The sequence below is a fragment of the Cystobacter fuscus genome (assembly GCF_002305875.1).
In the GTDB taxonomy this organism is placed as follows: domain Bacteria; phylum Myxococcota; class Myxococcia; order Myxococcales; family Myxococcaceae; genus Cystobacter; species Cystobacter fuscus_A.
In genome coordinates this window covers 8,655,405-8,667,411 of record NZ_CP022098.1, presented here as the reverse complement: position 1 = coordinate 8,667,411, position 12,007 = coordinate 8,655,405, and the positions used below count along the sequence as shown (strand labels likewise).

The 12,007-nt window shown below is 68.4% G+C and carries 17 protein-coding genes; 5 read left to right on the top strand and 12 right to left on the bottom strand.

Features of this window, described 5'->3' with window-relative positions:
- Position 1 precedes the first annotated feature (1 nt).
- Positions 2-247 (bottom strand): hypothetical protein, encoded by a 246-nt coding sequence (locus tag CYFUS_RS34910; RefSeq protein ID WP_095989160.1) that lies wholly within the window; start codon positions 245-247, stop codon positions 2-4.
- Positions 248-486: 239 nt separating this feature from the next.
- Here CYFUS_RS34910 and CYFUS_RS34905 point away from each other — a divergent pair, with 239 nt between their 5' ends.
- Together CYFUS_RS34905 and CYFUS_RS34900 are read left to right on the top strand one after the other, a co-directional pair.
- Positions 487-1,248: a gamma-glutamyl-gamma-aminobutyrate hydrolase family protein gene (locus tag CYFUS_RS34905; RefSeq protein WP_095989159.1), complete on the top strand. Its 762-nt coding sequence runs from the start codon at positions 487-489 to the stop codon at positions 1,246-1,248.
- A gap of 66 nt (positions 1,249-1,314) precedes the next feature.
- Positions 1,315-1,989 carry a hypothetical protein gene (locus CYFUS_RS34900; protein ID WP_095989158.1) on the top strand — a complete coding sequence of 225 codons (675 nt, stop codon included), beginning with the start codon at positions 1,315-1,317 and terminating at the stop codon, positions 1,987-1,989.
- A 69-nt stretch (positions 1,990-2,058) separates the two neighbouring features.
- Here CYFUS_RS34900 and dnaB read toward each other — a convergent pair whose 3' ends face one another.
- From dnaB to CYFUS_RS34855, 9 genes are all read right to left on the bottom strand, one after another.
- Positions 2,059-3,429, bottom strand: coding sequence for a replicative DNA helicase (gene dnaB / locus CYFUS_RS34895; protein ID WP_095989157.1), 1,371 nt, complete (start codon positions 3,427-3,429; stop codon positions 2,059-2,061).
- Between the two features lie 153 nt (positions 3,430-3,582).
- The gene (rplI, locus tag CYFUS_RS34890) at positions 3,583-4,029 is read right to left on the bottom strand and encodes a 50S ribosomal protein L9 (RefSeq protein WP_095989156.1); all 447 of its coding nucleotides are present in this window, start codon (positions 4,027-4,029) and stop codon (positions 3,583-3,585) included.
- 30 nt (positions 4,030-4,059) lie between these two features.
- The gene (gene rpsR / locus CYFUS_RS34885) at positions 4,060-4,404 is read right to left on the bottom strand and encodes a 30S ribosomal protein S18 (protein WP_095989155.1); all 345 of its coding nucleotides are present in this window, start codon (positions 4,402-4,404) and stop codon (positions 4,060-4,062) included.
- 47 nt (positions 4,405-4,451) lie between these two features.
- Positions 4,452-4,913: a 30S ribosomal protein S6 gene (rpsF, locus tag CYFUS_RS34880; protein WP_095989154.1), complete on the bottom strand. Its 462-nt coding sequence runs from the start codon at positions 4,911-4,913 to the stop codon at positions 4,452-4,454.
- 171 nt (positions 4,914-5,084) lie between these two features.
- Positions 5,085-5,663 (bottom strand): aminoacyl-tRNA hydrolase, encoded by a 579-nt coding sequence (gene pth / locus CYFUS_RS34875; protein ID WP_095989153.1) that lies wholly within the window; start codon positions 5,661-5,663, stop codon positions 5,085-5,087.
- A 75-nt stretch (positions 5,664-5,738) separates the two neighbouring features.
- Positions 5,739-6,449 carry a 50S ribosomal protein L25/general stress protein Ctc gene (locus tag CYFUS_RS34870; RefSeq protein WP_095989152.1) on the bottom strand — a complete coding sequence of 237 codons (711 nt, stop codon included), beginning with the start codon at positions 6,447-6,449 and terminating at the stop codon, positions 5,739-5,741.
- Positions 6,450-6,648: 199 nt separating this feature from the next.
- Positions 6,649-7,599 carry a ribose-phosphate pyrophosphokinase gene (locus tag CYFUS_RS34865; protein ID WP_095989151.1) on the bottom strand — a complete coding sequence of 317 codons (951 nt, stop codon included), beginning with the start codon at positions 7,597-7,599 and terminating at the stop codon, positions 6,649-6,651.
- 69 nt (positions 7,600-7,668) lie between these two features.
- Positions 7,669-7,971, bottom strand: a complete 303-nt coding sequence (gene spoVG, locus CYFUS_RS34860; protein ID WP_002627417.1) for a septation regulator SpoVG — start codon at positions 7,969-7,971, stop codon at positions 7,669-7,671.
- A gap of 91 nt (positions 7,972-8,062) precedes the next feature.
- A complete protein-coding gene (locus tag CYFUS_RS34855) occupies positions 8,063-8,431 on the bottom strand; it encodes a DUF5658 family protein (RefSeq protein WP_232536981.1) in 369 nt (122 codons plus the stop codon).
- Between the two features lie 41 nt (positions 8,432-8,472).
- Here CYFUS_RS34855 and CYFUS_RS34850 point away from each other — a divergent pair, with 41 nt between their 5' ends.
- The 3 genes from CYFUS_RS34850 to hpt are packed head-to-tail and all read left to right on the top strand — an operon-like array spanning position 8,473 to position 10,577.
- The gene (locus tag CYFUS_RS34850) at positions 8,473-9,198 is read left to right on the top strand and encodes a thymidine kinase (protein WP_332468310.1); all 726 of its coding nucleotides are present in this window, start codon (positions 8,473-8,475) and stop codon (positions 9,196-9,198) included.
- A gap of 19 nt (positions 9,199-9,217) precedes the next feature.
- Entirely contained in the window at positions 9,218-10,033 is an 816-nt protein-coding gene (locus CYFUS_RS34845; RefSeq protein ID WP_095989148.1) for a uracil phosphoribosyltransferase, read from the top strand.
- A 10-nt stretch (positions 10,034-10,043) separates the two neighbouring features.
- Positions 10,044-10,577, top strand: coding sequence for a hypoxanthine phosphoribosyltransferase (hpt, locus tag CYFUS_RS34840; RefSeq protein ID WP_095989147.1), 534 nt, complete (start codon positions 10,044-10,046; stop codon positions 10,575-10,577).
- 11 nt (positions 10,578-10,588) lie between these two features.
- Here the strand turns inward: hpt and CYFUS_RS34835 are convergent, their stop codons facing one another.
- Together CYFUS_RS34835 and CYFUS_RS34830 are read right to left on the bottom strand one after the other, a co-directional pair.
- Positions 10,589-11,119: an MmcQ/YjbR family DNA-binding protein gene (locus CYFUS_RS34835; protein ID WP_095989146.1), complete on the bottom strand. Its 531-nt coding sequence runs from the start codon at positions 11,117-11,119 to the stop codon at positions 10,589-10,591.
- 51 nt (positions 11,120-11,170) lie between these two features.
- Complete coding sequence (locus CYFUS_RS34830) at positions 11,171-11,986, bottom strand: IF-2 protein (protein ID WP_157758838.1); 816 nt, start codon at positions 11,984-11,986, stop codon at positions 11,171-11,173.
- Positions 11,987-12,007 lie beyond the last annotated feature (21 nt).

Sequence of the window (12,007 nt, the reverse complement as noted above, 5' to 3'; positions counted from 1 at the left end):
CTCACTCGTTGGCTTCGGCGTCCTCGTCGCCCTCGTCCTCGTCGCCCTCGTCCTCGTCCTCGTCGTCCTCGAAGTCGTCGTCGAGGTCCTCGTCCTGCATCAACGTTTCCACGGGCACGGACTTCTCGGCCACGTCCGGCAGGCCCTCGATGTGGCGCTTGTACGACGCCTCGTCCAGCTGACCGCTGCGCAGGTAGCGCTCGACCGTGCGCTTGTCGAGGTGCTTGGGGTCCATCGCGTCTGCCATGCTCAACTCCTCGGAATCTCTTGGAAAAGGGCGCGCCACCTTATAGCAGGGCTCCCCCCTGTCAACGCCGCTCAACCCCCCGCCCCTCCCGAGCCGATGAACGCCCCCCTTCCTCCCCGACTTCCACGAGATCCGTCCCTCCCGGGTGACGACGCGCAGCGGGTATGCGCGCCGGCGCGGCGGTCAGGCGCTGCCTTTGACAGGGGCACCCAGGGGACTAGCCTCGACGCGAGAGGCGTATGATTCATAAAACCCATGGTCAGGCTCCGCGCCGGCCCAATATCGGCATCACCCCGGACTTCAGCGCGAGCCGGCCGGATTCGGCCTTCCCCAGCTACGAGCTGAGGGCGGCCTACCCCGAGGCGGTGCTGCGCGCGGGGGGGCTGCCCCTGGTGTTGCCGTACTCGGACGACGCGGCGTGCGTGGAGGCCTACCTGGACCGCATCTCCGGGCTGATGGTCACCGGAGGCGCCTTCGACATTCCCCCGGACGCCTATGGCGAGACGGCGCGCGAGGGCCTGGGGCCGATGAAGCCGCCGCGCACGGCGTTCGAGACGGCGCTGATGCGCGGGGCCCTCAAGCGCAACATGCCGGTGCTGGGCATCTGCGGGGGCATGCAGCTGCTCAACGTGGTGCTGGGCGGCACGCTGTTCCAGGACATCGGCCTCGAGGTGCCCGGCGCGAATTCGCACCAGCAGACGCATGACCGCACCCAGCCGCAGCACCCCGTGGAGGTGCGCGATGGCACGCACCTGTCGGAGGCGCTCGGCCGGGGTCAGCTCATGGTGAACTCCACCCATCATCAGGCGGTGTCGAAGCTGGGCGAGCAGGTGGTGGTGAGCGCGACGGCGCCCGATGGGGTGGTGGAAGCCATCGAGTCGCCGCAGCACGTCTTCGCGCTGGGTGTGCAGTGGCACCCGGAGCTGATGCTCCAGACGATTCCCCTGAGCATGGGCATCTTCCGGTTGCTGGTGCAGAAGTCGCGCGAGCACCGCCGCTGAGCGCGCCGCTCACCGTGCTGTCAGACCTGCATGGCAGACATGCGGGGCCGAGCATGGTGAGAGGACATGGCCCCGAAAGAACAACGCCTGCGCGAGCTGCTCCAACTGCCGCCCGCCGACGCCGTTGCCCCCGTGTATGCCTCCTGGCCCGATGAGTACTGGGACGAGAGCTTCATGCGCCTGGGGCGCGGGTATGTGTTCGAGCCCGACGCGGGCGAGTTCCCCGTCGATCATTCACGCTTGATGGAGGAGCTGCTGCCGCTCGTCTCGCCGTGGCTGGCCGGGGCCCGGTTCTCCCAGGTGCTGCCGGGCCAGGGAGACCTGGCGGGGGAGGGGTGGGGGCCGTACTTCGGGGAGGAGGACCGGGAGGGCAGGGGCGTGGCGTACCGCTACACGCTGCGCCTCACCCATGGGGGGCGCCGCTACGGCGTCACGTTCCACGACAGCTCCGAGTTCTACAACCTCAACGCCGTGCTGGCCCTGTTGAACGCGGCGCTGGAGACGTGTGGCACGCCCCTGCGGCTGTTCGGCCTGGGCAACGTGGTCCTCCTGGGGCCGCTCGGGGGCCTGCAGCAGGCCATCCGCGAGGGCTTCATTCCCGGCTTCGAGGGCGAGGGCATCTACGAGGAGTGGGAACTGGAGGCCATCGACGCCTGGTGTGAGTCCGGAGACACGCCTGAGTCCCTGGCCCGACAACTCGAGAAGGGGCTGCGGCGGGTCCAGCTCCTGCTCGTGGTCTGAGCCCCCGTGGGCCCACCACGCCGCGCACGCCGTGGCGAAGGCGGCGCCGCTGGACGCCTCGGCCCGTCTTCACTCCATGCGCGCCCGGCTCTCGAAGCGCGTGTACTCGGCGAGGAAGACGAGATCGATGTCCCCGATGGGACCGTTGCGCTGCTTGGCGATGACGAGCTGCACGGGGATGGCGCTGCTCGTGCGCACCTCGCCTCCGCCCTCGCCCTCGCCCTGATCCTCGCGGTGGATGAACATCACCACGTCCGCGTCCTGCTCGATGGCGCCCGACTCGCGCAGGTCCGAGAGCATGGGCTTGCCGCCCTTGCGCTCCTCCACCTTACGGCTGAGCTGGCTGAGCGCGATGATGGGCACCTCCAGCTCCTTGGAGAGCTGCTTGAGCGAGCGGGAGATCTCCGAGATTTCCAGCTGGCGGCTCTCCACCTTGCCCTTCTGGTGCATGAGCTGGAGGTAGTCGATGATGATGAGCGACAGCCGGGGATCCCTCTGCTTGAGCCGCCGCGCCTTGGCGCGCAGATCGAACGGGGACAGGCCACCCGAGTCGTCGATGTAGAGCGGGGCGTTGTAGAGCTTGCCCGCCATCTCCTGGAACTTCTCCTCGTCGTGGGGCGTGAGCCGGCCGCCGCGCAGCTTCTTCATGTCCACGCGCGCGCACGAGGCGAGCAGACGCATGAGGAGCTGATCCGCGGGCATTTCCAGGCTGAAGATGGCCGCCGCCCTGGCCTCCTCCTGGAGCGCCACGTGGGTGGCGATGTTCATCGCGAAGGACGTCTTGCCCACGCCGGGGCGCGCTGCGAGGATGATGAGCTCGCCGGGGTGCAGGCCCGTGAGCTGGTTGTCCAGATCGACGTAGCCCGTGGACAGGCCGGTGATGCCCGTCGTCGCGGTCTTCATCTTGTCGAGCAAGTCGAGCGTGTGCTCCATCAGCTCGCTCACGGGCCGCAGGTCGCCCTCGCGCTTCTTCTCCGCCAGGAGGAACACCTTGCGCTCGGCCTCGTCGAGCAGCACCTCCAGCTCGCCCGTCTCCTGGCTGGCCAGCTCCTGGATCTCCCGGCCCACGCCCGCCAGGCGCCGCCGGATGGCCTGATCCTTGACGATCTGTGCGTACTGGATGGCGTTGCCCGGCACGGGCACCACCTGGTCCAGGCTCATCAGGTACGCGGGGCCGCCCACCGCGGCGAGCTGGCCGAGCACCTTGAGTTCCTCGGCCAGGGTGAGGTGATCCACCTGGCGGCTGGAGCCATCCAGCTTGATCATCGCGGCGAAGATCTGGGCGTGCGCGGGACTGGCGAAGTCGTCCGTGCTCACCACCTCCGCGAGGCTGGCGAAGATGCTGTTGTCCGCGAGCACGGCGCCCAGCACCGCGCGCTCGGCGGCCAGATCCTCGTGGCCCCGCCGCGTTCCCGTCCGAATGTCGAGGATGTTGTCCATGTTGTCCGGCCAGTCTCCGCGCTACAGACGTGTGGCGCAACCCTGGCAGCCACCCCTGACACGTGCCCGGGTGCCCGCTCCCGAAAAAGCGGAGGGCCGCCCGGGAGTGAACCCGGACGGCCCTCGGTGCTTCACGCGATGTCAGGGGGGGCTTTACGCCTCCGCCTGGACCTCGACCTTGATCTTCGCCGTCACCTCGCGGTGCAGGCGCAGCTCCACCTCGTACTGACCGGTGGCCTTGATGGGCTCGGCCAGGTGCAGCTGGCGGCGGTCCACCGTCTGGCCCTGGGCGGCGAGCGCCTCGGCGATGTCCAGCACGGTGACGGAGCCGTACAGCTTGTCCTGCTCACCCACCTTGCGGCGGATGGTGACCTTCACCGAGCCGAGCTTCTTGGCCTGCTCCTCTGCGGCGCCCTTGAGCTTGACGTTGCGCGCCGCGATGACCGCGCGCTCGTGCTCGAGCTGACGCACGTTCTGCTCGGTGGCGAGCACCGCCATCTTGCGCGGCAGCAGGTAGTTCCGGCCGAAGCCGTCCTTCACCGTCACGAGCTCACCGGACTTGCCCAGGTTCGCGACGTCCTCACGAAGAATGACCTTCATTGAATGTCTCCGTTGGTGCGGGCGAGGGGACTAGCCGACCATCGCGTTGTAGGGGAGCAACGCCAGGCCACGAGCGCGCTTGATGGCCGTGGCCACCTCGCGCTGGTGCTTGGCGCAGTTGCCGGAGATGCGGCGGGGGATGATCTTGCCGCGCTCGGTGACGAAGTACTTCAGCGTCGCCTGATCCTTGAAGTCCACCTGGGCGTTCTTCTCGGCGCAGAAGCGGCACACCTTCTTGCGGCCAAAGCCGCGGCCACCGCCACGCTTCTCGTCATCGCCCCCGGCGCCACCACCCCGGCCGCCGCCGTCCCGATCCCTGTCCCGATCCCGGTCGCCACCACCGCGGGACGCATTCCTGTCGCTGTTGCCAATCATTGAGCGTTCTCTCTTCTCTGGTAGGGGTCCGTGGAGGACCAAGGGGCTCACGCCTCCTCGGTGCTCTCCTCCTCAGCCTCGCCCGCATCCTCGACCACGCCGCGATCCTGCGCGGGGGCCACGCCCGGACGGGTCTCCTCGACGTCACCGGCGAGCTTCACGTCCTCGAGCACCGGACGGCTCTCGGGATCCACCTCGTCCGCCAGCTTGGTGGACAGGTAGCGCGTGACCTCGTCGAAGTTGCGGAGGTTGCGCTCCACCTCGGCCACGATCTTGGTGCCGCCCAGGTAGTGGGCGTGGACGTAGATGGCGCGGGGCTGCTTGGCGATGGGGTAGAGCGTCTTCTTCTTGCCCCACACCGTGAAGCGGATGACCTTGCCACCCTCACGGCCGACGATGCCGCGCACGCGCTCCTTGAGCTTGTCCACGTTGTCGTCGGTGAGGTCCGGCTTGACCAGGAAGATGGTCTCGTACTCACGAAGCCGCTTGGCGGCCTGCGTCTCAGCCATGTTTCTCTCCCCTTGGGGTTGAGTGCCCCCCGGAGGCCGGGGAGCGGGGAAACGGTCGGAGGGTCCAAGGGGGATCCTCCGCCGGGGACGGGAAACCGCGCGCCCGTCACCCTCGCGCTGTGAAAAAGAACGATGAAGAGGGGGCCTTCTAGGGGTGCCCCGGCCCGGAAGTCAAGGCGCCCGCTTGTTGTAACGGTTCATCGCCGTGGCCAATCCGTCCCGGACCCACGTCTCGGCCGCGTCCGCCGCCTGGGCGAGCAGCTCGTCGAGCCTCCGGCGCTCCCCGTCGTCGAAGTTGGAGAGCACGTAGCCGGCCACCCGCTCCTTGGCGTTGGGGCCCTGCGGCTTGCCGATGCCGAAGCGCAGGCGGATGAAGCCGTCCTCGCCCAGGCTGGACACCGTGCTCTTGAGCCCGTTGTGGCCCCCGCTGCCGCCCCCCGCCTTGAGCTGCAGGCGGCCGAAGTCCAGATCCAGCTCGTCGTGGATCACGAGCACGTCCTCCACCGCCACCTTGTAGAAGCGCGCCGCCTCGGCCACCGAGCGGCCCGACAGGTTCATGTAGGTCTGCGGCTCGAGGAAGACGATCTTCTCTCCCCCCAGGGTGCCCTGGCCCACGCGGGCCTGGAACTTCCCCTGGTGAAGCTCGGCGCGCGCGCGCGGCAGCAGTGTCTCCACCACCATGAAGCCCACGTTGTGCCGGTGGCGCTCGTACTCGCGCCCGGGGTTGCCCAGTCCACAGATGATCTTCATGACGGTGGCTCCGGAAAACAGACGGGGCCAGTCCCGTGGATGGACCGGCCCCGCGGGTGTGACAGGGGAGGGGGACTACTTCTTCGCGCCGGCCGCGGGCTTGGCCGCAGCGCCGGCCGCGGGCTTGGCCGCAGCGCCGGCCGCGGGCTTGGCCGCAGCGCCGGCCGCGGGCTTGGCCGCAGCGCCGGCCGCCGCCGCCGCCGCGGGAGCCGCCTCGGCCGCACCCTCGGGCGCGCTGACGACCGCCACGGTGTAGTTGACGTGCGACTTCACCGTCACGCCCTCGGGCATCTTCACGTCGTTGATGTGGAGCGCCTGGTTGATCTTCAGCGGCGTCACGTCCACCTCGATCTTCTCGGGGATGGCGTTCGGCTTGGCGTAGATCTCGATCTCGCGGCGGGCCTGGGTGAGCAGACCGCCTTCGGCGACACCCTCGGAGCGGCCGGTGAGCACCAGCGGCACGTTCACCTTCACCTGCTCGCCCTCGCGCACGGCGATGAAGTCCACGTGGAGCATCTGCCGGGTGAGCGGATCCTGCTGGTAGTCCTTGAAGAGGACCTGGTGCTCGCCGCCCACGCCCGTGAGGGTGAGCAGGGTGTTGAACTTGTGCGGGGTGTTGATGGCCTGGCGCACCGCCTTCGCGTCGACGGCGATGGACAGGGGCTTCTCCAGGTGCTTGCCGTAGACGACGGCGGGCACGAGGCCCTGGGTGCGCAGGCGGCGGGCGGCGCCCTTGCCAGAACCCTCACGCGGCTTGACCTCGAGCGGGCGCTTGTCGATGGACATGGATTTCCTCGGTCTGTGGACTGCGGTGTGTTCCCCGCCGACGTCCCGGCGCCTCTGGCATCCCGCCCCCGTGGCGGGCCCCAAGAGCAGCGCCTCGCTTTTCGGGCAAGGACCGGCAGGGTGTGCCCGCCACATGCCAGCGCGCGCGCCCCGAGTCAAGGCGCATGGCGGGAGAAGCAGCGGGCCCTCCTCCGTCCGCCTACACGAAGAGCGAACTGAGCGAGTCGGCGCGATGGATGCGCGCGATGGCCTCGCCGAAGAGGTGATCCGTGGCGATGACCCGGATCTTCCCGCACGCCTGGGCCGCGGGGGCCAGGGGCACGGTGTCCGTGAAGACGACCTCTTCCAGGGGCGAGTCCTGGATGCGCTGGATGGCGGGCCCGGAGAGGATGGGGTGGACGGCGTAGGCCACCACCCGGCGCGCTCCGCGCTCCTTGAGGGCGGCGGCCGCCTGGGTGAGCGTGCCCGCGGTGTCCACCATGTCGTCCACCAGCACCGCGTCCTTGCCCGCCACGTCGCCAATGAGGTTCATCACCTCGGAGGAGTTGGGCTGGGGCCGGCGCTTGTCGACGATGGCCAGGGTGCAGCCGAGCCGCTTGGAGTAGGCGCGTGCCCGCTCCACTCCGCCCGCGTCCGGCGACACGATGACGAGCTCCTGCGTGTCGGGGAACTTCTTGCGCGCGTCCTCGAGGAAGACGGGCGAGGCGTACAGATGATCCGAGGGGATGTTGAAGAAGCCCTGGATCTGCCCGGCGTGCATGTCCATGGACACCACGCGCGTGGCTCCCGCGCCCTCGAGCAGGTCCGCGATCAGCTTCGCGGTGATGGGCGTGCGCGGCGCCACCTTCCGATCCTGCCGGGCGTAGCCGTAGTACGGGATGACGGCGTTGATGGAGGCGGCGCTCGCTCGCTTGAGCGCGTCGCACATGATGAGCAGCTCCATCAGGTGATCATTGGCCGGCGGGCAGGTGGACTGGACGATGAAGATGTCCAGTCCGCGCACGTTCTCGCCGATCTCCACGTGGATCTCTCCGTCGGAGAAGCGCCCCACGTGTGCCTTGCCCAGAGGTCTCTTGAGATAGTCGCAGATCCGCTGGGCCAGGGCCGGGTTGGAACTCCCGGAGAACACCTTGAAATCGCTCGGGCTCATGGGGCGCGCTCCTAGCGCGCCCCGTGGCGGAAGGGAAGATCCTTCCACCGCCAGCGTGCAATCCCAGGCTCAGTCGGCCACGGCTTCCAGGTGGTACGAGCCCATCGCTCCCATGCTCGTCTGCTGATGCCGCTCGTACTCCAGGAGAATGGCACGCTCCATCTGTGTGCGGGTGTCCGCGTTGAGCGGGTGGGCGATGTCCTTGTACGTCCCGTCCTTGCGCCGCTTGGCGGGCATGGCGATGAACAGGCCCGAGGCTCCGTGGATCACCTTCAAGTCCCGAATGACGAAGCAATGGTCCAGGGTGATGGTCACGTAGGCCTTCAGTTTGTCTTCTTCAACCGGATATACCTTGACGTCGGTGATGTTCATGGTCCCCCCAAGGACCCTTCGGATCCAAGCGCTGGGAGAAGCCTGAAACAGACAGGCCTGGAAAAGCAAGTCTGTCTGGACTGGTTGTGCGTCACGCGACGATTTCGTGGACGATGTGCGCCAGGAAGGCCAGGTGGTAGATGTCAATCACCGTATAGAGCGCCGCGCCCGCCTGGATGGCGCGCTGGCTCAGCCGCATGGAGCGGTGCAGGCAGAGCAGGGCGAGTCCCAGGCTCACGATGGTGAGCTTCACCGCCATGAACGACAGCGGCGAGTGCATGTAGGCCACCCGCATCAGAGGGTTGAGTTCCTCGGCCACGTTCATCTGTAAAAACGTCAGGGTGAAGAGCCCGTCCAGCAGGTTGAGCACCACCAGCAGCGCCGCCGCCGGCGAGATGTGGAACGAAGCCCCCTCGATACCCGCCCAACTCGACTCCTGCATCTGCGCTGTCGCCGCCACCCGTCACCTCACCGTTTGAACCCGAAGCACTCCTCTTCAAGATGCTTGCCAGGGGCATGGGCGCCGGGGGGCGTGGGAGGCGGGTCCCCGGAAAGTTGACGTCCCGGGGGGGTCGTGAAAGAGGTGGCTGTCGCTGTCGTCACCGCCCGGAACGAGCTTCTCGCGTGTACCAATTTCCCAAAGACATCGGGTGGATAGAGGTCATCTGCGGCTCGATGTTCTCCGGAAAGACGGAGGAGTTGATTCGCCGCGTCAAGCGCGCCGTCTACGGCAAGCAGGCGGTCCAGGTCTTCAAGCCGAAGCTGGATAACCGCTACGACGAGACGCAGGTGGTCAGCCATTCCCAGTTGAAATTGACCTCCGTGGCCATCGAGAGGGCTGAAGAAATTTTCCATCACTTGTCCCCCCGCACCCAGGTGGTGGGAATCGACGAGGTGCAGTTCTTCGGCTCCGAGGTGGTGGCCGTGTGTGAGGCGCTGGCGCACCGTGGCCTGCGGGTCATTGTCGCGGGGCTGGATCAGGACTACCAGGGCCGTCCCTTCGAGCCCATGCCGCAGCTGCTCGCCGTCGCCGAGTACGTGACCAAGCAGCTCGCCATCTGCGTGGTATGTGGCAATCCCGCCCACCGCTCCCAGCGGCTGGTGGACCGGGGCGAGCGCGTGGTGGTGGGGGCAGCCGGGGCCTACGAGGCTCGCTGCCGCAAGTGCCACCGCGCCGAGCCCACCGAGGCCACCCCTCCCCAGACGCTCGAGCTCTTCAAGGACTGAGCCCGCGAGGCCCGAGCGCATGCACGACCCGCTCTACTCCCACATCCCCTTTCAGTTGAACGAGCTGCCCCACCGCTACGGGCCCCAGGTCCACCTGGTGGGCAATCCGTTCCTGCTCTCCCAGCTCGCCCGGCTGTGTGCCAAGGGGACGACCCAGCCGGAGATCAACCGGCTGGTGGCCCTGCTCTACACGGACCTGCTGAAGACGGTCCTCAACGCGGAGTTCCCCCGCACGCGCGTGGCCGTGGCCACGCGGATGATCGACTCCACGCCCCAGGGCATCTACCAGGGCGAGGTGCTCGATCCCTCCGTGCGCGCGGTGACGGTCAACATCGCCCGGGCCGGCACGCTGCCCTCCCAGGTGGCGTACGATCTGCTCAACACCACGTTGGAGCCCGCGCGGGTGCGACAGGATCACATCATGATGAGCCGGACGACGGACTCCCGGGACATCGTGGTGGGCACGAACATCGGCGGGGCGAAGCTGGGCGGAGACGTCGACGACGCGTTCCTCCTGTTCCCCGATCCCATGGGCGCCACCGGCGGCAGCCTGAGCACCGCGGTGAGCCTGTACAAGAACCAGGTGGCCGGCACCCCCCGGCGCATCCTCAGCCTGCACCTCATCGTCACCCCCGAGTTCCTGCGGCGCGTCACCCGCGAGCACCCCGACCTGAGCGTGTACGCCCTGCGCCTGGACCGGGGCTTGTCCCCACCGGAAGTGTTCGGCACGGTGCCCGGGGAGTTGTGGGAGAAGGAGCGGGGGTTGGATGATCGGCAGTACATCGTCCCCGGTGGCGGCGGCTTCGGGGAGATCATGAACAACGCGTACGTGTAGAGGTCGGACCGTGGCTTTCTTCGAGCAGGACGTCGGCATCCACATCGATGAGCAGAAGCTCCAGGCGCGCGTGCGCGAACTGGGCGCGCAGATCACCCGCGACTACCAGGGCAAGGAGCTCACGCTCGTCTGCGTCCTCAAGGGCTCGGCGTTCTTCGCCATGGACCTGGCGCGCTACGTGGACCTGCCGCTGACGATCGAGTTCCTCGGGGTGTCCTCCTACCAGGGCGGCACCGAGACGACGGGCGAGGTGCGCATCACCACCGACGTGAGCAAGCCCATGGCGGGCAAGCACCTGCTCATCATCGAGGACATCATCGACACGGGGCTCACCATGAGCTTCCTGCTCGAGAACCTCAACGCCCGGCACCCGGCGTCGCTCAAGGTGTGCACGCTGCTGGAGAAGCCCGCCCGCGCCCGCGCGAAGATCCCCATCGACTACAAGGGCTTCGTCATCGACGACGTCTTCGTCGTGGGCTACGGCCTCGACTACGCCGAGCGCTACCGCAACCTGCCCTTCATCGGCGTGATGAAGGGCAAGTAGGCGCGGTCGGCCTACCGCTTCACCGGGGCCTTGCTGGCCGTGCGCTTCTTCGCGGCGGCCTTCTTCGCCGGGGCCTTCCCGGCCGCGCTCTTCTTCACGGTGGCCTTCGTGGCGGGCGCCTTCTTCGCCGGAGCGGCCGGGCGCGGCGTGTCCGTGCCCCCCGTCAACCGGTCCACCAGCTTCTTGGGCGCCACGGCGCGGTAGCTCTCGTCGAGCCACCGCCGCAGCATGTCCACCGGAGGCGTGTCCTTCGCGCCGAAGCGCGCGGTGACCCAGCCGCTCTTGCCCAGCCCGTACCCGGTCGGCTCGGCGAAGGGCAGCATCAGCGCCGCGCCGTGCGACTGGGGCAGCTTCACGGACAGCGAGAGTCCCTCTTCGCTCAGCGAGAAGAAGACGAACGCCTTGCCCTTCACCTTCAGCGTCGGATGGCCCCAGGGAAAGTCCTCGGTGACTTCCGGGTAGCTCCGTCCCGCCTCACGCAGGCTCTTCTCGAACGGCTCGAGTCTCTTCATCTCCGGGGGAACAACCGGGGTCATCGTCATGTCGCACGCCTCCTCGGACCCGGCGGTTATACCGCTCGCGCGGCCACGTGCTCAGCGCGCCGTGCCCGGGGCCTCGCCGGTGGCGCCCGGAGCCGGTCCGGTGGACGGCGGAGTCCCGGCCGGTGTGGCCTCGCTCCCGGGAGCGGGGGCGGGCGCCGGGGTGGGCAGCGGGGGGGCGTCGGCTCCCTCGAAGCTCGCGTCCACGGCCCGCAGGGCCCTCTCCAGCGCCTGCGCCGCTGGCCCCACGGTGGTGAGCATCTGGTTGGCCCGCTGCGTGTTCCGGTTGCGGCTCTCCGCCGCCAGCTTGAGCTGCGTGAGCGCCTCGGTCACCCCCCGCCGCGCCTCCTCCAGCTTCTGCTTCGCCTGGAAGAAGGCCACCTCCGTCTTCATCGTCCCCAGCGAGCGCCGCTGCTCCTCCGTCAACCCCGTGAGCAGCTCCGCGCGCCGCAGGTAGTACAGCCCCTTCTCCAGCACGGCCGGGTCATCCGACTGCACCTTGGGCTGGGCGAGCGACTCCAGGAGCGGGAAGAGGGCCCGGTCCAGCTCGTCGCGCTCGGTGAACTTGCGCTCCACGAGCATGCTCACGTCCCGGCCCTCCACCCCCAGGGGGGCATAGGCGTCCGCCAGCCGCGCATCCCCGGGCCGGTAGGGCACCGCCCCCGTGGGCAACAGCCGGCCCTTCATCACCACCAACTGCCCGTTCTCCTGGGCCAGCGAGAAGGTGCGCGCGTTGAGCTGCGACAGCAGGAAGACCACCGCCGCCCCCAGGCCCAGCACGAGCAGGGTGACGAGAAGCCGCGTGAAGGCGCTCGTGGCCCGGCGGCCGAGGCTCGGCCGGTGCTGGGAGGGACTCATCGGGGAACTCATGGTGCTTGCTCTCCCTTCATC